Genomic DNA, 20,314 nt, shown 5'->3' with positions numbered 1-20,314 from the left:
GGATCCTATCGATTCAGTTCCTTACAACAGCAGAGTCAAAAGCCTCTCCTCTCCTTCCAACCCCGGTCACAGGCTTGGGTCGTTCACGCAACCTCGGCTGCTGTCAGCAATGTCTGCTAGATTTTTGGAGAGGATCCCTGGCCACAGTGGGAGGATCGGGGTTCAGCAGGAGCAGCCATGGAGTTCGTCACCCTCGCAGATGCAGGGCTAAGGTTGAGCCGGGTGGGCCTGGGCACTTGGGCGATGGGCGGCGGCTGGTGGGGCCCTTCCGACCGCCAGGAATCTTACACCACGATTCGCAAAGCCATTGATTTGGGCATAACCACCTTCGACACCGCTCCCATCTACGGACTGGGTGTTTCGGAGGAAGTGCTGGGGCAAGCGATCAAAGACTCAGGTTGCCGCGATCGGGTGGTTCTCGCCACCAAAGCGGGACTGGAGTGGACAAACAACAAAGTGGTGCGCAACTCCAGCCTGCCTCGCTTGGCCCAAGAACTGGAGGATTCTCTGCGCCGCTTGCAAACAGATGTGATCGATCTCTACCAAATTCATTGGCCGGATCCCTTGGAACCGATCGAAGAAACGGCGGCGTTTCTGGGGCAGTTGCTGCAGCAGGGCAAGATCCGCGCCATTGGGGTCAGCAACTTTTCCCCCGAACAGATGGATCGGTTTCGCCAGGTGGCTCCTCTGCACACCGCCCAGCCCCCCTACAACCTGTTCGAGCGGCAGATTGAAGCAGAGGTCTTGCCCTACTGTCGAGAGCACGGCATTCACACCTTGGTGTACAGCCCCCTCTGCCGAGGTCTGCTGAGCGGACGGATGACGCCACAAACCACCTTCCCTTCAGGGGATATGCGAGCCGGGATCGACCCCAAGTTTGTTGAACCGCGCTACTCCCAGTACCTAAAGGCGGCAGAGGCATTGAGCCAGTTTGCTCAGGATCGCTATGGCAAGACCTTGGCTCAGTTGGCGGTGCGCTGGCTGCTGGATCAACCGGGGGTGAGTGTGGCGCTGTGGGGGGCACGCAAACCCCATCATCTGGAAGCGATATCCGGCCTTTGGGGCTGGTCGTTGGATGCGGAAGCGATGCAGACCATCGAGGATATTTTGCAAAGGTATGTTCCCGAGTCCATTCCCCCCAGCTTTATGTCCCCGCCTGCCCGCGCTGCCTAGTTGTTGCTTTCCGTTCCCTTGCCGTTTGCGTTAGCGGTGGGGAGCACTTTGTCGCCGGGATCCCAGTCCTACGATTGAGTTTGGCAAAAAATGGGATGTAGAGCCCTGTCCTACCGCTACATAACTGGCCAGTAGGGCGAGGGGGCTGTTAACCACGGGAGAACAAAGATGGCCATCCCAGATGCATTCGCGTCAGCGGTGCGGAGCACTCTGACCCATAAGGCCCATAAGGCAGACAGGCCAAGGGATCCGGCTGACCAGAATGGGCCCACAGCGCCTTCTCAGGCGGGATCCCTGATTCTCCAGGTGGGGGGCATGAGTTGTGCCGGCTGCGTTCGCACCGTTGAGCAGGCCCTGCTGAGACAGCCGGGGGTGGTCAAGGCCAGCGTTAACCTGGTTACCGAGTCGGCCCTTGTGGAATTTGCCCCTGGACTCCGGCCCGACCCGCAGCACCTGGCCCAGATTTTGACAGAGGCAGGGTTTCCCAGCCGCTACAGTTCAGAGGGTGAGGCCCTCTCCGGCGGGAGTTCCGTTCGCGTCAGCGGTGCGGAGCACTCTCAAGATCCCTCTTCCCCTCCCGGTGGGTGGGAAGAAGCCTTGGATGTGCCTGCGGATCCCCTCTCTCGGCAGCGACAGCAGACCCGACACCACATTCGCCAAGCGCTCACCGCCGCTTTTTTGCTGCTGATTTCTGCCGCCGGACACTTGGATCTCTTCGCCCGTCTGGGCTTGCCCCTCCTTAATGATGTCTGGCTGCACTGGGGCTTGGCGACCTTGACTTTTGTCGGCCCGGCTCGCGGCATTGTCCTGGATGGTTGGAGAGGGGCACGGCGGCTGGCCCCCAACATGAACACCTTGGTTACCTTGGGATCCGGATCGGCCTACCTGGCCAGTCTGGCGGGGTTGTTGGCCCCTCAGGTGGGCTGGGAGTGCTTTTTCGACGAGCCCGTCATGATGCTCAGCTTCATCCTGTTGGGACGGGCCTTGGAACAGCACAGCCGCCTGCGGGCGGCCAGCAGCCTGCAATCGCTGGTGAGCTTGTGTCCCAGTTTGGCTCGGCGGGTTCAGCCTGCAGAGAAGGCGGGATCTCTGGCTTCCAGCCCAGAGGGGAACCTGGATCTGGGATCCCAAACCGGAGAATGGTGCCCTGTCGAACAGGTGCGAGTGGGGGATTGGCTCCAAGTGCGGGCCGGCGAACAGATCCCGGTGGATGGAGAAGTCATTGCCGGCCAGGCCACGGTCAACGAGGGGATGCTGACAGGGGAACCCTTGCCGGTGCTGAAACAAGCAGGGGATCCCGTGGTGGCGGGGACGCTGAACCAATCGGGGTTGTTGCTGTGCCGAGCGACGCGCACCGGGAAAGACACCACCTTGGCCCAGATCATCCGCCTGGTGGAAGAGGCCCAAGCTCGCAAGGCCCCCATCCAACGGATAGCCGACCAGGTGGCGGGCTACTTTACCTATGGGGTGGTGACCCTGGCCATTCTCACCTTTGGGTTCTGGTACTGGATTGGGATCCCGCTTTGGGGGAGCGGCGGTGCGGAGCACTTTGTCCTGGAGGGGTTCAGCCTGCACGCCCATCTGCATCTGAGCGACCATCCCCCTCACCCCACACCCCTGCTCAGCAGCCTCAAGATGGCCATTGCCGTTTTGGTGGTGGCCTGCCCCTGTGCTTTGGGATTGGCTACGCCGATGGCCATCCTGGTGGGTACCGGGCTGGGAGCCGAGCGGGGCTTGCTCATCCGAGGGGGAGATGTTCTGGAGAAAGCCCATCGCTTGCAAACGGTGGTCTTCGACAAAACCGGCACCCTCACCCAAGGGGATCCCCACCTGACGGACTGTCTCAGCCTTGACCCCTCCCTGGATCCCAATCGCCTACTCCAACTGGCGGCCACAGTGGAAAGCGGCACTCGCCACCCTCTGGCGCAAGCCATTTTGCAAGCCGCCCGCACCCAGGGTTTGCCGTTGCTCTCCGCCGGCGAGTTTCAAACCCAACCGGGGATAGGAGTCGCCGCCCAAGTGGAAGGGCAGGAAGTGGTGTTGGGATCCCTGGATGGGCTGGCTGCTTTGGGGATCCCAATTTCCCCAGAGGCGCAGGCCCAGGCCGAGGCGCTACTGGCAGCCGGCAAAACGGTGGTGGGCGTGGCTGTAGAGGGATCCCTGGTGGGGCTGCTGGCAGCCCAGGATCCCTTGCGGCCTGATGCGCAGGCAACACTGCGACAACTGCAAAAGATGGGCTTGCAGGTGATGCTGCTTACTGGCGATCGGGCTGAGGTGGCCAAGCAGGTAGCCGAAGCTCTGCAAGTGCCCGGGATCCGCGTTATCGCCGAGGTTCACCCGGCAGACAAAGCTCAAGTCATCCGCGACCTGCAGACCCAAGGCCAGAGAGTTGCCATGGTGGGAGATGGCATTAACGACGCTCCGGCTTTGGCCCAAGCCGATGTGGGCATCGCCCTGCATTCCGCTACCGATGCCGCCCTTGAGACCGCCGATATCATTCTGATGCGCAACCACCTCTGGGATGTGGTGCAAGCCATCCGCCTCAGCCGCGCCACCTTCCGCAAGATCCAGCAGAACCTCCTCTGGGCCTTTGGCTACAACCTGGTGGGGATCCCAGTGGCAGCAGGCGTGCTCCTACCCCCCTTTGGCATTGGGCTTAGCCCGGCAATCGCTGGGGGTCTCATGGCCTTGAGTTCCCTCAGTGTAATCCTCAATTCACTCCTCTTGAGGCGAACTTTTGTACCCCGTAGATCTTCGAGTAGCCGCAGCTAAAAAAGTGTTAAAAATTACGAATGACTAAGTATCGATCGTTAAGTCTTCCGAGGTTTTACCGAGCTTCTGACACAATTTCCGCTGCGTCCAAGCCAAAAATTCGGCAACTTCGTACATTTGACTATACATTTGATTAAAAAGATTAATCCGTTTTAACTTTTGAGGATTTGGTTGTAAGATTAGGCCGAAACCAAGCTGTAAGCGCATCTTCTGGTTTCTTGCTTAGCAAAGCAAAAACCGTGAAAATACTGAGAAAGCGCATCTTGCAGCGGTGAAGGGAGCAAAAGTATGGCGATGCTTGGAGATCTTCAGGAATTTTCCTTATGCGACCTGTTGCATTTAATGGAAAAGGGTAAGAAAGCAGGGCAATTATCCATCTGGGCACCCAATGGCGTTCAGCGGATTTGGTTTTACCAAGGTCGGGTGGTCGCCGCCCTCACCCCTGAAGAAAAGCATCGTTTGGAAAGCCTGCTGACGCGCTTTGGCTTGGTGGACGAGCAGGTGGTCAGCCAGTTGGTCGCTAGGGGCTTGGAGGAGCCTCTGGGGCGTTGCCTGCAGCGGCAAGGGTTGATCTCGCCCGTAGATTTGGCCAAGCTCTTTCGCCATCAACTGCAAACCGGCCTCTACAGCCTCTTCGCCCTCGAATCCGGCCAGTTCAGCTTCCTGCCCAACGTGCCCATGCCCTACCGAGAAATGACTGGCCTCAGCAAAAGCGCCACCGCTGCCGTCCTGGAAGCCCTGCAGCAGCTCAAGCTGGAGCAACGCCCCGAAAAAGACCTGCCCGAACCCGATAGTTGCTTTTGGCGTACCAGCACCGAACTGCCTCTGTTCAAACTTTCTGCTCTGGAGTGGGGGATCCTGGAGCAGGTGTCGCCTTCCCGCAAGCTGACGGCTTTGGCTCGAGCACTGGGGGCAGACCTGCTGGAGGTGCGCTATGCCTGCGCCCGTCTGGCGAAGCTGGGGTTGATCAGCCCTTGTGAGGGGCCAACGGTTCTGGCTCGGTCTGGTCACTGGGAGCTGTCCAAGTCGATTGCTGAGGAGGTGAATCCCGAGCCGGTGAGGGAGAGGCTGGGGGCAAGGGTGCCCGGTTTTCAGGATGAGAGCGGCCCGGTTAAGCCTTCTCTGGTCAGTCGATTAGCCACCCTCCTCAAGGGCATGCGCGAAAAGTGAGGTAAACCTAACGGAAAAAAACAATCTTCTGGCTTTGTAAAGAACTTGGAAGGGTCTATAACTTTTCTCTAACTTCCGCTCACAGAGAAAGCAAAAATAGGAGTTCTATCTTACGAAGCGACATGATCCAACACAAAGCTGAAACAAAGGAAACTAGAACTCTTCTGTGAAGGGCTTCCGAGTGCTGCCTAATTGTATTCCTTGATAGATTTTCCCGGATAGTAAGTGTAACTGCTGGCGCGCAGAGTACCTAGCTACAAAGAACACAGCCGTTGATACACGGTTGTTGTCCGAGAGTACATGTACAAGAATGGGGATGTCTGAAATGTTACTAAGGCATTGATTTCCACTTATCCCACTGAATCAGAGGCTCGAAAAAACTTATGGCCATAGTTGGAGACCTCCAAGAATTTTCCTTGCCTGATTTGTTGCAACTGATCGAGAGAGGCAGCAAAACAGGACAGCTCTGTATCTGGGCGCCCGGCGGCATCTACAGGATCTGGTTTTATCAGGGTCGGGTCATCGCTGCCTTGCCACCTCAAAAAGAGCACCGCCTGGAGAGCTTGCTGGCCCATTCCGGCTTGGTGAGCGAGCGGGTGGTCGAGAAGCTGGCTTCCTTTTGCGGCTCGGAAGAGCCTCTGGGGCGTTATTTGCAGCGACAGGGGTTGATTACCCCAGCAGCCCTGGCCAAGCTCTTCCGCCATCAACTGCAAACCGGCCTCTACAGCCTCTTTGCCCTCGAATCCGGCCAGTTCAGCTTCCTGCCCAACGTGCCCATGCCCTACCGAGAAATGACCGGCCTGAGCAAAGGCGCCACCGCTGCCGTCCTGGAAGCCCTGCAGCAGCTCAAGCTGGAGCAACGCCCCGAAAAAGACCTGCCAGAGCCTGATAGCTGCTTTTGGCGTACCAGCACCGAACTGCCTCTGTTCAAGCTTTCTGCGCTGGAGTGGGGGATCCTGGAGCAGGTGTCGCCTTCTCGCAAGCTGACGGCTTTGGCTCAAGCACTGGGGGCAGACCTGCTGGAGGTGCGCTATGCCTGTGCCCGTCTGGCGAAGCTGGGGTTGATCAGTCCCTGTGAGGGGCCAACGGTTCTGGCTCGGTCTTCTTCGGCCAGTCGCTTAGAGCTGTCCAAGTCAGTGGCTGAGGGGGTGAATCCTGAGCAAGTGAGGGAGAGGCTGGGGGCAAGGGTGCCTGGTCTCCAGGATGAGGGCGGCCCCGTCAAGCCTTCTCTGGTCAGTCGATTAGCCACCCTCCTCAAGGGCATGCGCGAAAAATAAAAGCATAGGGATATTTGCAGTCATGTTTTCGGTTTTCGGGTAGAAACATTAGAAATAGTGAATCAGCAGGGAGATGTAGGATGGCTAATCTGTCCTCTTTGCAGGCGATCCTCCAGAGCTATGTTGCCAATACGCCAGAAGTCCAGGGAGCAGCAGTGGTCACCCCTGACGGGTTACCTTTGGCTTCCACACTGCCTGTGGGTATGGATGAAGAGAGAACCTCTGCTATGTCGGCTGCCATGCTTTCTTTGGGCGAACGGATTGGGAGAGAGCTAGGGCGCGGAGCCATAGAGAGAGTTTTTGTACAGGGGGAAAAAGGATACGGGGTTTTAACCAGTTGTGGCCCCGATGCCGTCTTGCTGACAATTGCCAGCCATGAAGTCAAGCAAGGCTTGCTCTTTTTGGAAATTAAGCGAGTCGCGGCAAGCATTGCAGAGGCAATGAAGTAAGAAAATCAAATGTGGAGGCTAAGTTTTTGATTCTGTCCTGACGTTGAGGGAAGTATGGCCATTAAACCTTCTGAGCTGCTCCAAGTCCTGATCTCGCGCACGCAATTCACAGATGATGACAAGAAAGTTTTGCAGCAAAGTGCTGACTGGGGCGGCAGTATCGCGGCGGAAATGTCAGACGCCTTTTACGGCTATCTGGATCGCGATGCCGAAATGGCGGCAGTGATAGCCAAGCACAACCGGCAGCGGCTGGGCCAAACTTTTGCTGACTGGTTCAAGGAAATGTTCACGGGCATGGACAATTGGGGCCCCCAGTATGCGGATCGCCGCTGGAAAATCGGCATAGTTCATGTGCGCGTTGGGATCGGCCCTCAACATGTTGTGCCTGCTATGGCCACAGTTGTGCAGGAGGTCAGTCGGCGGTTGGTGAAAGAAGGCAAGCCTGAGCAGTTGCGCACCAGCTTGAGCAAGGTTTGCATGATTGACCTCTCCTTTATTGAGCAAGCTTACCTTGAGGTGGCCTATAACGCCGTGCAACAGGAAACAGGCATGAGCGAGGCTTTATTCAAACGGTTAATTGCCAATGGTGCCAACAGTTTAATTTGAGTTGTTTGAGTTAGAGTGGGCTCTTGCTTACTCTACTTGCTTAATTTCTCTACCTTCTTGGGCTGAGGTGCTTGAGTTTCTGGGATCCCTCTGGAGCAGAGCTGGCGTTGGTATCTTTTTTAGATTATCTTAGAAGCAACCTGGAGATAGCTTTACCTCCCGTGCGGCACATCGGTGCACTCCCCCGAGTTTTATTCAGCTTTGTCGCTAGAGCTTAGTCTGAGGCCAGTTTATGGGAAATATCTTGCGAATTGTTGTAACAGGGCCGGTGGGAGCTGGAAAGTCTACCTTTATTCGCACGATTAGCGAGATTGAGGTAGTAGACACCGATTGCAAAGCAACGGACGAGGTGGCAGAGCTGAAGAAAACCACGACGGTAAGCATGGACTTCGGCCGCTTGAGAATTGGAGAGGAGGAAGAAGAGATGTGGCTGCATCTCTACGGCACTCCAGGCCAGTCTCGCTTTAACTTTATGTGGGATATTTTAATTAAGCGCGCCCACGGCTATGTTCTTCTGGTGCCTGCGCACTTGCCGGGCCAATTTCGCAACGCCCAAGCTATTCAATCTTTTATGAAAGCCAGGACAAGTGCCCCCTGCGTGATTGGGATCACCCACGTCGATCAACCCAATGCCTGGGATCCAGAAGACATTTTGTTAATTTTGGGGAATCAAGATGGCGCGATTCCCCACACCACTTTGAATGCTCAAGAGCCATCTTCTGTTGCCAACACGTTGCTTCTGTTGGTTGAGCAAATGATGCCCCAGGTGGTTGTTTGAACAGATTTTCAGGTATCCGCCGGTCTAGAACTTCAGCAACATTGGCCCTAGCCAAGACAGGCGTATCTTTTGCGTGACAGGGATCCCTCCCGCAAAGCCGGAAAAGGGGAGACTGGATTCTGTGGAGATTCGCCGGATAATAAAATGTCCTGAGTGCTCTTTCTGGCCAGCCATTGAACCAAGGGGATCCCTGCTGTGTTGCTTCTTGACTGCTCTCCCCTGACCCTTTCCCCAGAAGAAGCGCGGGAGAAACTGTTGTATCTCCTCGCCCAACTGGCCTATCGAGAAGGCTCCTTTACCCTCACTTCTGGACAGAAGAGCCCCTACTACATCAACTGCAAACCGGTTACCCTTCACCCCCAAGGAGCTTATTGGGTGGGATCCCTGCTGCACCGACTGTTGCCGCCCGAAACCGAGGCAGTGGCCGGAATGACGCTGGGGGCAGATCCCCTGGTGACGGCGGTGAGTTTGGCCTCCCTGAGGGCTGAGCCTGCCAACCTAGCCGCCCTAATCGTGCGCAAAGAGCCCAAGGGGCACGGCACGCAAGCCTGGATCGAGGGGCCGGAGTTGCCGGCGGGCAGTCGGGTGTGGATCCTGGAAGATGTGGTGACCACCGGCAGTTCTGCTTTGAAGGCTGTCGAACGGGTGCGGGCAGCCGGCTACCGGGCGGAAGGGATCCTCGCTTTGGTGGATCGGCTGGAAGGGGCAGAAGATCGCTGCCGCGAAGCAGGGATCCCCTTGCGTCGCCTGTTCACCCTTGAAGAAGTGCGGGCTTGTCGTCAAGCCTCAGCCTCTGAAAGAAAGTTGGAAGAAAGTGCTCCACGCTGCTGACGCCAACGAAGGGCTAACTGTCCTGGAATGACTTGGAGAGGGAATCATGCTGCCACCTGCCTACTCAGCTCTACCCAGCCGAAATCTGCCGAGCTTACCGGATCAGGCGCGGGTGGCTGTGTACGTGGTGATGAACATCGAGCACTTCACTTTTGGCAAGCTGGGCACGGCCATTCAACCCCACCTCACCAGCTCCCCTGAGATCGCCAACTATGGCTGGCGGGACTATGGCAACCGGGTGGGCATTTGGCGCCTGTTTGAGCTGTTTGCCGAGCTGGGGATCCCGGTGACTGCCGCCTTGAATGCAGAAATGGTGCAGCTTTACCCCCCCATCATTGAAGGGATCCGCCAATACGGCTGGTCGGTGTTGGCCCACGGCTGGAACAACTCCACCGGCCACAGCGGCCTGGCCCGTGACGTCGAACAGGAGCTCATTGAGCGCAGTTTGTCCCTTTTGGAAAAGGTGTCGGGATCCCGCCCTTGGGGCTGGCTGACGCCGGGGTTTTCCGTTAGCGAGAACACCTTTGACCTGCTCAAGGCTGCCGGGATCCGCTACACCACCGACTGGGTAAACGACGACCAACCCTACTGGCTGCAGACTGCCGCCGGCCCTCTCTTGGGGATCCCCTACACTCTAGAGGCCAACGACATCAGCCTTTGTCTGAGCGCCCGCCTGCCGGCAGAAGCCTTTGCCCAAGCCCTCATCGACCAGTTTGATCAACTGTGGCAAGATGGGGAACGCTCCCCCCGCGTCATGGCCATCGGCCTACATCCTTTCATTGTCGGGCAGCCTCTGCGGATGGGATCCCTGAAAAAAGCCTTGCAGCACATCCAATCTCGCCCTCAGACTTGGCTCACCACCGGTGATGGCCTCTATGACTGGTATGCCCAAGCCTGCCCTGCGCCTGAGATGGCCTGACAGGATCCCAGTTCCGGATCCCTGGCCAGGGCGGAAAAGGGGGTCTTTTGGCTTTGTGCCGATTTTGTCTTGTCTGGAGCTGTTCATCGTGGCTCTGGAAGTGACAGCATAGGCGGTGAAGCCACCTTCAGCAAAAGGGCTTGGCCATGCGCATGGGCAGACTCAGCGGGATCCTCTTGCACCCCACCTCGCTACCGGGGCCATTTGGCATCGGCGACCTGGGGCCGGCTGCTTACCGGTTTGTGGATTTTCTGGTGGAGAGCGGCCAGCGCCTCTGGCAGGTGCTGCCTCTGGGACCTACCGGCTGGGGCAACTCCCCCTACATGAGCTTTTCCTCCATAGCCGGCAACCCGCTGCTCATCAGCCCGGAGCTGTTGGTAAAAGCCGGCTGGCTAGAGCCCGACAGTTGGCAGGACCTGCCCCAATGGCCAACGATCCAAGCCGGGTCTGCCGAGCGGGTGGACTACGAAACCGTGATCCCCTTCAAGCTGGGCCTGCTGCACCGCGCCTGGGCAACCTTCAAAGAAAAAGCGTCCGCCGCCGACTGGGAAGCCTTCCAAGCCTATTGTGCTGCCGAAGCCGATTGGTTGCCCGACTATGCCCTGTTCATGGCCCTCAAGGATGTGTACGGCGAGCAAGAGTGGAACCAATGGGATCCGGCCTTGGTGCGACGGGATCCGCCGGCCCTGCAAGAGGCTCGCGACCGCTATGCCGATGCCATTACCGAGCAGATGTTTTGGCAGTATCTGTTTGCCCAGCAGTGGGGATCCCTAAGGGAGTATGCTCATCGGCATCAAGTGCGGCTCATTGGGGATGTGCCCATCTATGTTGCCCCCAACAGTGCCGACGTGTGGGCCAACCGGGAGCTGTTTCACCTGGATGAACAGGGACGGCCTTTACAAGTAGCCGGTGTGCCGCCGGACTATTTCAGCCCCACCGGGCAGCGCTGGGGCAACCCCCTCTACAACTGGGAGGTGCTCAAGGCTCGCGGCTACGACTGGTGGATCCGGCGCATCCAGGCCATCCTCAAGCAGGTGGACTGTGTGCGCATCGACCACTTTCGCGGCTTCGAGAGCTACTGGGCCATTCCAGGCGATGCAGAAACGGCTGTGGAAGGGGAGTGGCAAAAAGGGCCGGGAGCAGATTTCTTTCAGGCCCTGGCCGACAAGCTGGGGGAAATCCCGGTGATTGCCGAAGATCTGGGAGACATCACGCCCGAGGTGTTGCAACTGCGGGATCAATTCGGCCTGCTCGGCATGAAGGTGCTGCTGTTTGCTTTTGGTTCCGGGCCGGATAACCCCTATTTGCCCCATGCCTACGAGCGTAACTTTGTCGTTTACACCGGCACCCACGACAACAATACGGTGGTGGGCTGGTTTCATGACCCGGAGCGCTCGGAGTGGGAAAAACAAAACCTGCTGCGCTATTTGGGCTGCCAGGGATCCGGGGGCATCCATTGGGATCTGATCCGCTTGGCCCTTTCTTCCGTAGCCGACCTGGCCATCATTCCCCTGCAGGATGTGATGGGCTTGGGGGCAGAGGCGCGCATGAACTTCCCCGGCACCACCGAGAACAACTGGGCCTGGCGCTACCGCGAGGACATGCTGCGGCAGGACATGATCCAGCGGCTGGCCGAGATGAGCGTGACCTATGGGCGCATCTCTCCTCAAGAGTTGGAGCAACGGCGAGCAGCCCTAGCCCAAGAACGGGCGGCAGGGTCTTCTCAAGCTGCCCCCAGCCTCGTCTAATGCTGGATCCCGCCCATCAGCAGCCCGATCCGCTCTTCGGTGGCCTCTTCAGGCCTGAGTTCTCCTACCAGGCGGCCCTCATGGATCACCAAAATGCGATCCGACAAGCTGATCACCTCATTCAAATCCGCCGATACCAGCAGCACCCCCATGCCCTGATCCCGTGCCTGCAGGATGCGGCGATGAATGGCCTCGATGGCCCCCACATCCACCCCCCGCGTCGGCTGGGCAGCCACCAGCACCTTGGATCCACAGGAAAGCTCCCGTCCCACAACGATCTTCTGGGCATTGCCCCCAGAATAGCGGCGGGCCGTCAGGGAAATGCTGCGGGGGCGAACGTCGAAGCTCTCCACCACCTGGCGGGCATGTTGGTCAATGGCCTCTTCCCGAAAAAATCCCAACCAGCCGGTATACGGCTTTTGATGGTGATCCCCCAGGATCAGGTTGTCGCGGGTGGGGAAATCCAGCACCAAACCTCTCACATTGCGATCTTCGGGGATATGACTCAGACCCCAGCAACGCACCTGTCGGGCCGAAGCAGACAGGGATCCGGCTCCATAGCGAATTTGGCCGCGGTAGCTTCTCAAGCCGGTGATCGCCTCCACCAATTCCGTTTGGCCGTTTCCCTCCACACCGGCAAGGCCCACAATCTCGCCGGCACGTACCTGGAAGCTCGCCCCCGCCACCGCCGGCTTCCGCCCCGGTATATCCACCCACAGATCTCGCACATCCAGCAACACCTCCCCAGGGGTAGCGGCCTTTTTTTCAACGGTCAGACTGACTTCCCGCCCCACCATCAGCCGCGCCAGTTCCTGGGCATCGGTTTGGGCAGTGGGCAACGTCGCCACCACCTTGCCATCCCGAATGACGGTGACGCGGTCGGCCAGTTGCATTACCTCCTTCAGCTTGTGGCTGATGAAAATGACAGCTCCCCCCCGCCGGGCAAAGCGGCGCAAAAACGCAAACAGCTCGCCTGCCTCCTGCGGAGTCAACACTGCCGTCGGCTCATCCAAAATCAAGATGCGGGCCTTGCGGTAGAGCATTTTCAAGATCTCCACCCGCTGCTGTAGGCCTACCGGCAGATCCTCCACTCTGGCGTCGGGATCCAGATGGAAGCCCATCTCGGCAATCAACTGAGCCACCTCAGCCCTGGCCCGACGGAAATCGACCTGAAAAAGATGGCCGGGTTCGGCCCCAAGAACCACGTTTTCCGTAACCGTCAAGGGATCCACCAACATAAAGTGTTGATGCACCATCCCAATTCCCAACCGAATGGCATCGGCGGGACTGTGAATTTTGGCCGGTTGCCCATCCACTTGAATGGATCCCTCGTCCGGGCTGACCAACCCATAGACGATCTTCATCAGGGTAGACTTGCCCGCCCCGTTCTCCCCCATCAGCGCCAGAATCTCTCCCCAACGCACCTCCAGATCGATGTGGTCGTTGGCCAGCACCAGAGGATAACGCTTGGTGATCCCCTGCAAGCGAAGGGCAATATCGCTGCGATGGGATCCCTCTGCCAAGGAAGGATCAGGCCCACTCATGAGGTGCTTCTTGAACGCCTTTTCCAGCATAGGTTGTGAACTGCCATGCCAGAGGAAAGCATTTCTGGGGGTATTGTGAGAGTCTCTCTTTTTCTAAGCACTATGGTCATTTCGATTCAAACTGGGACACTGCACCCACACCTAAAACGTTGGTCACGTCGTTACGTCGTCGCATCGTCGCGTCAGCGTTGCGGTTCCCGTCAGGGTGCCGTAGGCATAGCAATAGCGCTGCGGAGCAATAATGCACGGGGCCAGAAGGCTTTTTTCAATAGCCCAGGCGTCTTACCCTAGCCTGAAACAACTATGTCTAATAACTAATGGTGCAACATCCAAGGTCGCCCACAGGATTGGGAGCGATATTTTGGCGAGTTTGGATCAGAATTTGAGTGCTGTTCACGCTTGATCAGTTTGGGTTCTCTTCCCCCCTTTGAAATAGGCAAAGAGCTGGAAAGCTGAACCATGGGAACTGAAATGAGACGTTTCCCTTCCTGATTGCAAGAAGGACAATAGGCCGGATCTCGATATTGAGATAAGGGCCGCCATACCTCAAACTCCCCACAGGTTTGACACTTAAACTCATACAGCGGCATCTTCCTATTCCACCCCCTTGAACGAGGCATCGGATAACATTCACCTAGGGAGAATATCTATGTCGAAGATTTGCGTAGGAACAGCCACCGTACAGCAAGCATTGGGAATATCGACGATCCCACTCACTCTGCCCTCCACCGGTGCAGAACTGAGCAGCAGATAAGCTTGTTCTCCCGTAAAGCCGAATTTTTTCAGATATTCGATGGCATTTAAGCAGGCGCGTCGATAGGCAATGTGAACATCCATATAATGCTGCTTACCTGTAAGCTCGTCCACAGAAATGCCCTCAAACACAAGGTATTCCGAGTAACGTGGCTCAACAGGGCCGGGCTTAAAAATGGGGTTAACCAATCTGTACTTCTCAACACCACCCTTGATTAGATCGACGTGGAGATCGATGTAGCCCGACATCTCAATAGCGCCACAAAAAGAGATCTCCCCATCCCCTTGCGAGAAGTGAATATCTCCCATCGACAGCTTGGCACCCTCCACGTAAACCGGGAAGTAGATCCGTGTTCCTTTAGACAGGTTTTTAATATCGCAATTACCGCCGTGCTCTCGCGGGGGCACCGTCCGAGCCGCTTCAGCAGCAACCCGCTCATACTCTGACTTGGGCAAAGTTCCCAAAATTGCGTTCTTGGGATTGGGCAAGGCGGCCAGCACAGGCTGATTGCCGGATAGCCCCGCGCCGTAAGTGCGCAAATCGGGAGCCGAAGCGACCAGCTCAGCTTCCCGCTTATTCCAAGCCGCCAGCAACTCGTGAGATGGGGCACAGCCAATGAGGCCGGGGTGAATGATGCCGGCAAAGCGCACATGGGGAATGTGTCTGGAAGTGGTGTAAATGCCTTGAAAATCCCAGATGGCTTTGGCCGCGTTGGGAAAATGATCGGTGAGGAATCCCCCTCCATTTTCTTTGGCAAAAATACCTGTAAACCCCCACTCGTCTCCCGGCAGTGGCCCAATGTCTAACAGATCGACAACCAGGATATCTCCAGGCTGGGCGCCGTTAACCCAAATAGGCCCACTCAAAACATGGACAACGCTTAGGTCAACCTGCTCAATGTCGGAAGGATCATCGTTGTTTTTGATTTGCCCATCCGTCCAGTCTTTACACTCAATTCGGAATACCTCGCCAGGGTTTACAGAAACCACAGCGGGAATATCAGGATGCCAGCGGTTGTGACCCGGTAGATCCTGTTGATCCATTGGCTTAGTCAGGTCAACTTTAAACAGCGTTTTGGGCATGGGATCCTATCCTTGAGTCATCACTCTGCGGTCAGACTTTGAATGCACAAAAGCCTATCTCCAATAGAGAAGCTAATACTGTAGTAAAAGCTACAATTCATAGTGCTGTTATCTACAATCGCAGAGCGGGAGATGAGGAGCTTAGATCGACAGGCTATTTCACTGCAATTCAAAGTAACTATCAATCAATTCACCAAAGTAACGGCCAATCCATTCGGCGACAGATCGATTTAGCCGTCAGCTCCTAAAGCGTTGCAGGATCCTCTCCAGAAAATCCCTAGAGAACATGGTGGGTTGTCGGCCAAATCCTGATTTTTCAATTAGCCCCCTTGGCTTCCCTTGAGAAAGGGAAACTCAAGCTCTTTCTTGAGCTCCAAGTTCTGAAAACCCAGTTGCCGCAAGCCAGGGATCCCGAATGCCCAAGCTAGTCAAGTGCCTGTAGCTGGGCTAGGAAATCTGCCACCGTCAGGGATCCCAGCTCCTGTCCATGGCGCTGGCGCACGCTCACCGTTCCTGCCGCTTGTTCCTGTTCCCCCACGATCAACATAAAAGGGATCCGGGCCTTCTCGGCATTGCGGATTTTTTTGGGCAAACGATCGCTGTCGGCATCGATGTGAACGCGGATCCCATGTTCCCGCAGTTGATCCCGCACTTGGGTGGCATAGCCCAAATACTGATCGGAAATGGGCAAAATACGCACCTGTTCCGGGGCCAGCCAGAAGGGAAAATCCCCAGCGTATTCTTCGATGAGAATGCCGATGAGTCGTTCCAGCGAGCCAAAGGGAGCACGGTGAATCATCACCGGACGCTGCCGGGATCCATCCTCAGCTACGTATTGCAGATCAAAGCGCTGTGGGTTTTGGTAGTCCACCTGAACCGTGCCCAGTTGCCACTCCCGATCCAGCGCGTCGCGGAAAATAAAATCCAGCTTCGGCCCATAGAAGGCTGCCTCTCCGATCCCTTCAAAGTGGGGCATCGACAACTTCTCCACAGCGCGACGGATGGCATTTTCGGCTTTGTCCCAATCTTCGGGGGATCCCAGATATTTGTCCGACTTGGGATCCCGGAAGCTGAGGCGGGCGCGAAAATCCTTGAGCTTGAGCTTATCGAAAACCACCAAAATGAGATCGACAACCTTGAGAAACTCCTCCTCCAATTGATCGGGGCGAACAAACAAATGGGCATCGTCCACCGTGAAGCCACGCACTCGCGTCAGACCTCCCAATTCCCCCGATTGCTCGTAGCGATAAACGGTGCCGAACTCGGCATATCGTAGGGGCAAATCGCGGTAGGATCTCAGCTCGGATTTGTAGATTTGGATGTGAAAAGGACAATTCATCGGCTTCATGACAAAGCCCTGTTCAGCCGCACGCGCCTGCTCATTCTCCGACATCATGGGAAACATATCTTCCCGATACTTTTGCCAGTGGCCGGAGATCTTGAACAAGTCCACACGGGCAATATGAGGGGTAACCACCGGCAGGTAGCCCCGCTTGAGCTGCTCCTGCTTGAGAAAATCCTCCAGCACCGAGCGCAGAATGGTGCCCTTGGGTGTCCAGAGAGGCAGCCCCGGCCCCACCTCATCCGAAAACAAAAATAGGCCCAGTTCTTTGCCCAGCTTGCGGTGATCCCGCCGTTTGGCTTCTTCCAGCCGCCGTTTGTATTCTTTCAGCTCCTCTGGGGTCTCCCAGGCGGTGCCGTAGATGCGTTGGAGCTGCGGCTTGGTTTCATCCCCCCGCCAATAAGCGCCGGCCACACTGAGCAAATCAAAGGCTCTGGGGTTGAGATCTCGGGTGTTTTCCACGTGGGGGCCAGCACAGAGATCCCACCATTCATCCCCCAAGTGATAAATGCTGATGACCTCTCCTTCGGGAATGCTGTCCAAGATCTCCAGCTTATAGGGTTCGCCGAGGGCTTCGATTCTGCGCCTGGCTTCTTCCCGGCTCACCTCCTCGCGGATCACCGGCAAACCTTTTTTGATGATCGCCTGCATCTCTTTTTTGATGCGGTCGAGATCCTCAGGCGTAAAGGGTTCGGGATGGTCAAAATCGTAATAGAAGCCGTAGTCGGTGGTGGGGCCGATGGTCACCTGGGCCTTGGGAAACAGCTTTTGCACCGCCATAGCCAGGACATGGGAAGTGGTGTGGCGGATGCGCTCCAGTTGGGGAGACTCGTGAGTGCGCAGCAGTTTGAGGGTGCTGTTGGCCTTCTGAGGTGATTCGGCTGGCTGAGACATCGGAACCTACTTTGAAACAAACAAATCAAATACTGTGTCCCTATCTTAGGCTGGGGCGAGAGCGGCAGGGATCCCAAGCTGAGTCCATTCCCCTGTTTGCCGAGTCAATCGCAAACCTGACAACTGGGCCCGGAACAAGGGGGGAAAGTACACAGTATCCTAAAGGGGTTGACCCCCACACCCGAGCCATGATCTCTTCGCGCACCGACTTCACGGAATGCCCTGTCGCCTCTGCTCCCCCAGTTTCCGAAACCGGCCCGGCTTCTCGTCCTGAATCTTGGGCTGCCCCCGTTCTGGCCGCCATCGATGTGGGCAGCAACTCTCTCCACATGGTGGTGGTGCGCATCAATCCCCGTATCCCCAGCTTCACCATCATCTCCCGCGAAAAAGCCACCGTGCGGCTGGGGGAATACTGCAACCAGACGGGTGCCCTGACCCCTGCAGCCATGGAGCGGGCCCGAGTGGCCCTGGAACGATTTTGCCGCATTGCCGAGAGCTTTCAGGTGCATTCCATTGTTGCGGTGGCCACCAGTGCTGTGCGCGAGGCCCCCAATGGGCCGGAGTTTTTGAAGCGGATTGAACGGGAGCTGGGCCTGCGGGTGGAGTTGATCTCGGGGCAGGAAGAGGCCCGCCGCATTTATCTGGGAGTGCTCTCGGCGATGGAGTTCCACAACCGGATGCACGCGGTGGTGGATATCGGCGGTGGCTCCACAGAGCTGATCTTGGGCAATGGCCAAGAGCCGGAGTTTCTGCGCAGCATCAAGGTGGGAGCTGTGCGTCTAACCCAGGCTTTTTTGCACCACGATCCGCCCACTTCTGGCGAACTGCAAGCCCTGCGCCAGCACATCCGCGGCATGCTGGAATCCCCCATTGAGCAGATGAAACGGATCGTCGCATCTTCACAACAACAGGGATCCCTGCCTTTGGTGGGCACCTCTGGCACCGTCGAGAGCCTGGCCCAGTGGGATGCCCGCCGTCGTTTGGGCGCTCCCCCCAGTCGCCTGCAGGGGTATGAGTTCAGCTTGGAAGCCTTGCGCGGCTACATCAAAGAGCTGCGATCCCTGACGGTGGCCGAACGGCAAAAACTTCCCGGCCTAGGGGAAAGACGGGGGGAGATCATCCTGGCCGGCGCCCTGATCCTAGAGGAAGTGATGAGCCTGCTGGGGGTAGAGCGGGTTCAATTTTGCGAACGGGCTTTGCGGGAAGGGCTGATCGTGGATTGGATGATCGGCCAAGGCTTGATTGAGGATCGGCTGCGCTACCACAGCTCGGTGCGGCGGCGCAGTGTGCTCAAGCTGGCGGAAAAATATCAGGTGGAGCTGCCCTATGCCGAACGGGTGGCCGAATTTGCCCTCAGCCTCTTCGACCAGACCCGCGGCCTGTTGCATGGTTGGGGATCCCGCGAGCGGGCCCTCCTCTGGTCAGCGGCCATGCTGCACAACTGCGGCCACTTTATCAGCCATGCCGCCCACCACAAACACTCCTACTACCTGATTCGCCATGGGGAACTGTTGGGCTTCAATGAAGAAGAGGTGGAAGTGATCGCCAACTTGGCCCGCTACCACCGCAAATCGCCTCCCAAGAAGAAGCACGAAAACTTTCAGCGCCTCACCGACGAACGGGATCGCCAAATCGTCTTGGAACTGAGCCCCTTGCTGCGCATGGCTTGTGCCCTGGATCGCCGCCGTCTGCAAGCCATCCAAGCGCTGCACTGCCGTTTTCAGCTCTTGGGAGAAGGCTCTCGGCAGATGGAGCTGATTTTGGATCCCAGGCATCCCAATGATGACTGCGCCTTGGAGCTGTGGAGCTTGAACGAGAAGAAAAAAGTCTTCGAACAGCAGTTCAAGCTGCAGGTGATCCCCAAATTGTCCACTCAGATCGAGCGCAGCTCAAATCCTTTTGAGGCAGCAGTTTAGCCCCTGCCCGCAGGAGGTTTCTGGTGGGCACCTGGCAACGGTAGAATGTTTGACGATGAAGCTGTGGTTGTGGGCGGCTCTCCCGCCACTGAATGCTGAGCAAAACGGAGTTGTTGAGATGGCCAAGTTGTTGTTGGGGGATCAAGCCTTTGAGGTCGAGCTACTGACGGATACGCCCACCAATTGGCCGGGAATTAAAGTCATGTCCAAGGGGGCCAAGCTGGATATTCCGGCTGGAACTGTGGTGAAGGTGGAGTCCGAGGATGACCACGCGACCGGGTCCTACAAAGTGGTCTATCGTCTGGCCCCCGCCTATCCCCGCAGTTGGAGGCTGCTCCTAGAGCGGGAGAGCGCTGCTACCGCGCCTCAAGCGGCATCGGCCCCAGAACCAGAGGTCGCTCAGGCCAGCAGCTCAGAAGGAGGGCTGCCGAATAGCGATAAAATCTTCACCATCAAGGTATCCGGCCTTGTGGGAGGAGGCGTGCGCAGAAGCGTTGTCGAGTACAAAGTGCCCTTCAGCCGCCTTTCCCAAGAAGTGAAGCGGATTACCCAAATGGGAGGCAAAATCATCGGCATTGCTGAATCCAATCTGTTAAGCAACCTTGAGTAGCCGGTGGCTTTCTGAGAGACGCTGGGTTCTTTTGCCAAAGCCGCCGATTCAAACTCTCCCAACCAAAACTCTCTTGCTTGGAGAGCATAAGGGATCCCTGCAGTTTTTGGGTAGGCAGCGGCTGCTCCCATACCCCTAACTTAAGAATGGGGTGGTAGGCTGTCATTGGTTTTGCCGTTGTCCAGAAGGCTGCCTTTCCCCTCTGTGCTGGGGGTGGCTTTCTGCTGAGAAAAGGCGTTCCGGTGAGGGCTGAACTACTTGAGCGCCATCGACATGATTGAAAGTGGGGAGTGAGGTCATGACATCTCGACGACATCCAACGCGCTTGGGAGGGTCGATACCCCAAGGCTACTCAGGCTCTGGGTCAACAAAGGGATCCCAGCCGTACCCCTTGCCCACTCCACGACAAAGCTTTTCCTCTTCCTCTCGACGTCCGCTGGCCAAGTCTC

Annotated in this window: 16 protein-coding genes; 12 read left to right on the top strand and 4 right to left on the bottom strand. The window is 57.1% G+C overall.

The window, feature by feature from the left end:
- The first annotated feature begins 177 nt into the window (after window positions 1–177).
- The 10 genes from NW849_RS06520 to malQ all read left to right on the top strand — a co-directional run bounded on the left by NW849_RS06520 (window position 178) and on the right by malQ (window position 11,723).
- Window positions 178–1,173 carry an aldo/keto reductase gene (locus NW849_RS06520; RefSeq protein ID WP_414356703.1) on the top strand — a complete coding sequence of 332 codons (996 nt, stop codon included), beginning with the start codon at window positions 178–180 and terminating at the stop codon, window positions 1,171–1,173.
- 168 nt (window positions 1,174–1,341) lie between these two features.
- The gene (locus tag NW849_RS06515; RefSeq protein ID WP_414356702.1) at window positions 1,342–3,945 is read left to right on the top strand and encodes a heavy metal translocating P-type ATPase; all 2,604 of its coding nucleotides are present in this window, start codon (window positions 1,342–1,344) and stop codon (window positions 3,943–3,945) included.
- A 342-nt stretch (window positions 3,946–4,287) separates the two neighbouring features.
- Window positions 4,288–5,115 carry a DUF4388 domain-containing protein gene (locus tag NW849_RS06510; RefSeq protein ID WP_414356700.1) on the top strand — a complete coding sequence of 276 codons (828 nt, stop codon included), beginning with the start codon at window positions 4,288–4,290 and terminating at the stop codon, window positions 5,113–5,115.
- Between the two features lie 416 nt (window positions 5,116–5,531).
- Window positions 5,532–6,392, top strand: coding sequence for a DUF4388 domain-containing protein (locus NW849_RS06505; RefSeq protein ID WP_414356698.1), 861 nt, complete (start codon window positions 5,532–5,534; stop codon window positions 6,390–6,392).
- 80 nt (window positions 6,393–6,472) lie between these two features.
- On the top strand, window positions 6,473–6,841 hold the full coding sequence (locus tag NW849_RS06500; RefSeq protein ID WP_011433098.1) for a roadblock/LC7 domain-containing protein: 369 nt from the start codon (window positions 6,473–6,475) through the stop codon (window positions 6,839–6,841).
- Between the two features lie 54 nt (window positions 6,842–6,895).
- A complete protein-coding gene (locus NW849_RS06495) occupies window positions 6,896–7,447 on the top strand; it encodes a protoglobin domain-containing protein (RefSeq protein ID WP_414356696.1) in 552 nt (183 codons plus the stop codon).
- A gap of 232 nt (window positions 7,448–7,679) precedes the next feature.
- A complete protein-coding gene (locus tag NW849_RS06490) occupies window positions 7,680–8,225 on the top strand; it encodes a GTP-binding protein (protein WP_414356695.1) in 546 nt (181 codons plus the stop codon).
- A 195-nt stretch (window positions 8,226–8,420) separates the two neighbouring features.
- Window positions 8,421–9,056 carry an orotate phosphoribosyltransferase gene (gene pyrE / locus NW849_RS06485; protein WP_414356694.1) on the top strand — a complete coding sequence of 212 codons (636 nt, stop codon included), beginning with the start codon at window positions 8,421–8,423 and terminating at the stop codon, window positions 9,054–9,056.
- A gap of 46 nt (window positions 9,057–9,102) precedes the next feature.
- Window positions 9,103–9,975, top strand: a complete 873-nt coding sequence (locus NW849_RS06480; RefSeq protein WP_414356692.1) for a polysaccharide deacetylase family protein — start codon at window positions 9,103–9,105, stop codon at window positions 9,973–9,975.
- 146 nt (window positions 9,976–10,121) lie between these two features.
- Window positions 10,122–11,723: a 4-alpha-glucanotransferase gene (gene malQ / locus NW849_RS06475; protein WP_414356690.1), complete on the top strand. Its 1,602-nt coding sequence runs from the start codon at window positions 10,122–10,124 to the stop codon at window positions 11,721–11,723.
- Here the strand turns inward: malQ and NW849_RS06470 are convergent.
- The 4 genes from NW849_RS06470 to thrS form a co-directional block, all read right to left on the bottom strand.
- Window positions 11,720–13,267, bottom strand: a complete 1,548-nt coding sequence (locus NW849_RS06470) for an ABC transporter ATP-binding protein (protein ID WP_414356688.1) — start codon at window positions 13,265–13,267, stop codon at window positions 11,720–11,722. The genes malQ and NW849_RS06470 overlap by 4 nt on opposite strands.
- A 314-nt stretch (window positions 13,268–13,581) precedes the next feature.
- On the bottom strand, window positions 13,582–13,857 hold the full coding sequence (locus NW849_RS06465) for an FmdB family zinc ribbon protein (protein ID WP_041438561.1): 276 nt from the start codon (window positions 13,855–13,857) through the stop codon (window positions 13,582–13,584).
- 40 nt (window positions 13,858–13,897) lie between these two features.
- Window positions 13,898–15,103 carry a formamidase gene (gene fmdA / locus NW849_RS06460; RefSeq protein ID WP_414356687.1) on the bottom strand — a complete coding sequence of 402 codons (1,206 nt, stop codon included), beginning with the start codon at window positions 15,101–15,103 and terminating at the stop codon, window positions 13,898–13,900.
- Window positions 15,104–15,527: 424 nt separating this feature from the next.
- Window positions 15,528–17,339: a threonine--tRNA ligase gene (gene thrS / locus NW849_RS06455; RefSeq protein ID WP_414356686.1), complete on the bottom strand. Its 1,812-nt coding sequence runs from the start codon at window positions 17,337–17,339 to the stop codon at window positions 15,528–15,530.
- Between the two features lie 188 nt (window positions 17,340–17,527).
- Here thrS and NW849_RS06450 point away from each other — a divergent pair, with 188 nt between their 5' ends.
- Both NW849_RS06450 and NW849_RS06445 read left to right on the top strand, forming a co-directional pair.
- Window positions 17,528–19,255 carry a Ppx/GppA phosphatase family protein gene (locus NW849_RS06450; RefSeq protein WP_414356684.1) on the top strand — a complete coding sequence of 576 codons (1,728 nt, stop codon included), beginning with the start codon at window positions 17,528–17,530 and terminating at the stop codon, window positions 19,253–19,255.
- A gap of 118 nt (window positions 19,256–19,373) precedes the next feature.
- Window positions 19,374–19,865 (top strand): phycobilisome linker polypeptide, encoded by a 492-nt coding sequence (locus tag NW849_RS06445; RefSeq protein ID WP_414356682.1) that lies wholly within the window; start codon window positions 19,374–19,376, stop codon window positions 19,863–19,865.
- Window positions 19,866–20,314: the final 449 nt, after the last annotated feature.

The organism is Synechococcus sp. R55.3, assembly GCF_047461975.1.
Lineage (GTDB): Bacteria > Cyanobacteriota > Cyanobacteriia > Thermostichales > Thermostichaceae > Thermostichus.
The sequence above is the reverse complement of the archived record's forward strand: the minus strand, read 5'-3'. Positions and strand labels throughout refer to the sequence as shown.

Coding starts and splice junctions, on each gene's coding strand:
- NW849_RS06510 (WP_414356700.1), top strand. CDS start 4,288: ATGGAAAAGGGTAAGAAAGCAGGGCAATTATCCATCTGGGCACCCAAT.
- fmdA (WP_414356687.1), bottom strand. CDS start 15,103: ATGCCCAAAACGCTGTTTAAAGTTGACCTGACTAAGCCAATGGATCAA.
- NW849_RS06500 (WP_011433098.1), top strand. CDS start 6,473: ATGGCTAATCTGTCCTCTTTGCAGGCGATCCTCCAGAGCTATGTTGCC.
- NW849_RS06490 (WP_414356695.1), top strand. CDS start 7,680: ATGGGAAATATCTTGCGAATTGTTGTAACAGGGCCGGTGGGAGCTGGA.
- NW849_RS06465 (WP_041438561.1), bottom strand. CDS start 13,857: ATGCCGCTGTATGAGTTTAAGTGTCAAACCTGTGGGGAGTTTGAGGTA.
- NW849_RS06515 (WP_414356702.1), top strand. CDS start 1,342: ATGGCCATCCCAGATGCATTCGCGTCAGCGGTGCGGAGCACTCTGACC.
- NW849_RS06520 (WP_414356703.1), top strand. CDS start 178: ATGGAGTTCGTCACCCTCGCAGATGCAGGGCTAAGGTTGAGCCGGGTG.
- NW849_RS06450 (WP_414356684.1), top strand. CDS start 17,528: ATGATCTCTTCGCGCACCGACTTCACGGAATGCCCTGTCGCCTCTGCT.
- NW849_RS06445 (WP_414356682.1), top strand. CDS start 19,374: ATGGCCAAGTTGTTGTTGGGGGATCAAGCCTTTGAGGTCGAGCTACTG.
- NW849_RS06470 (WP_414356688.1), bottom strand. CDS start 13,267: ATGAGTGGGCCTGATCCTTCCTTGGCAGAGGGATCCCATCGCAGCGAT.
- NW849_RS06495 (WP_414356696.1), top strand. CDS start 6,896: ATGGCCATTAAACCTTCTGAGCTGCTCCAAGTCCTGATCTCGCGCACG.
- thrS (WP_414356686.1), bottom strand. CDS start 17,339: ATGTCTCAGCCAGCCGAATCACCTCAGAAGGCCAACAGCACCCTCAAA.
- malQ (WP_414356690.1), top strand. CDS start 10,122: ATGCGCATGGGCAGACTCAGCGGGATCCTCTTGCACCCCACCTCGCTA.
- NW849_RS06480 (WP_414356692.1), top strand. CDS start 9,103: ATGCTGCCACCTGCCTACTCAGCTCTACCCAGCCGAAATCTGCCGAGC.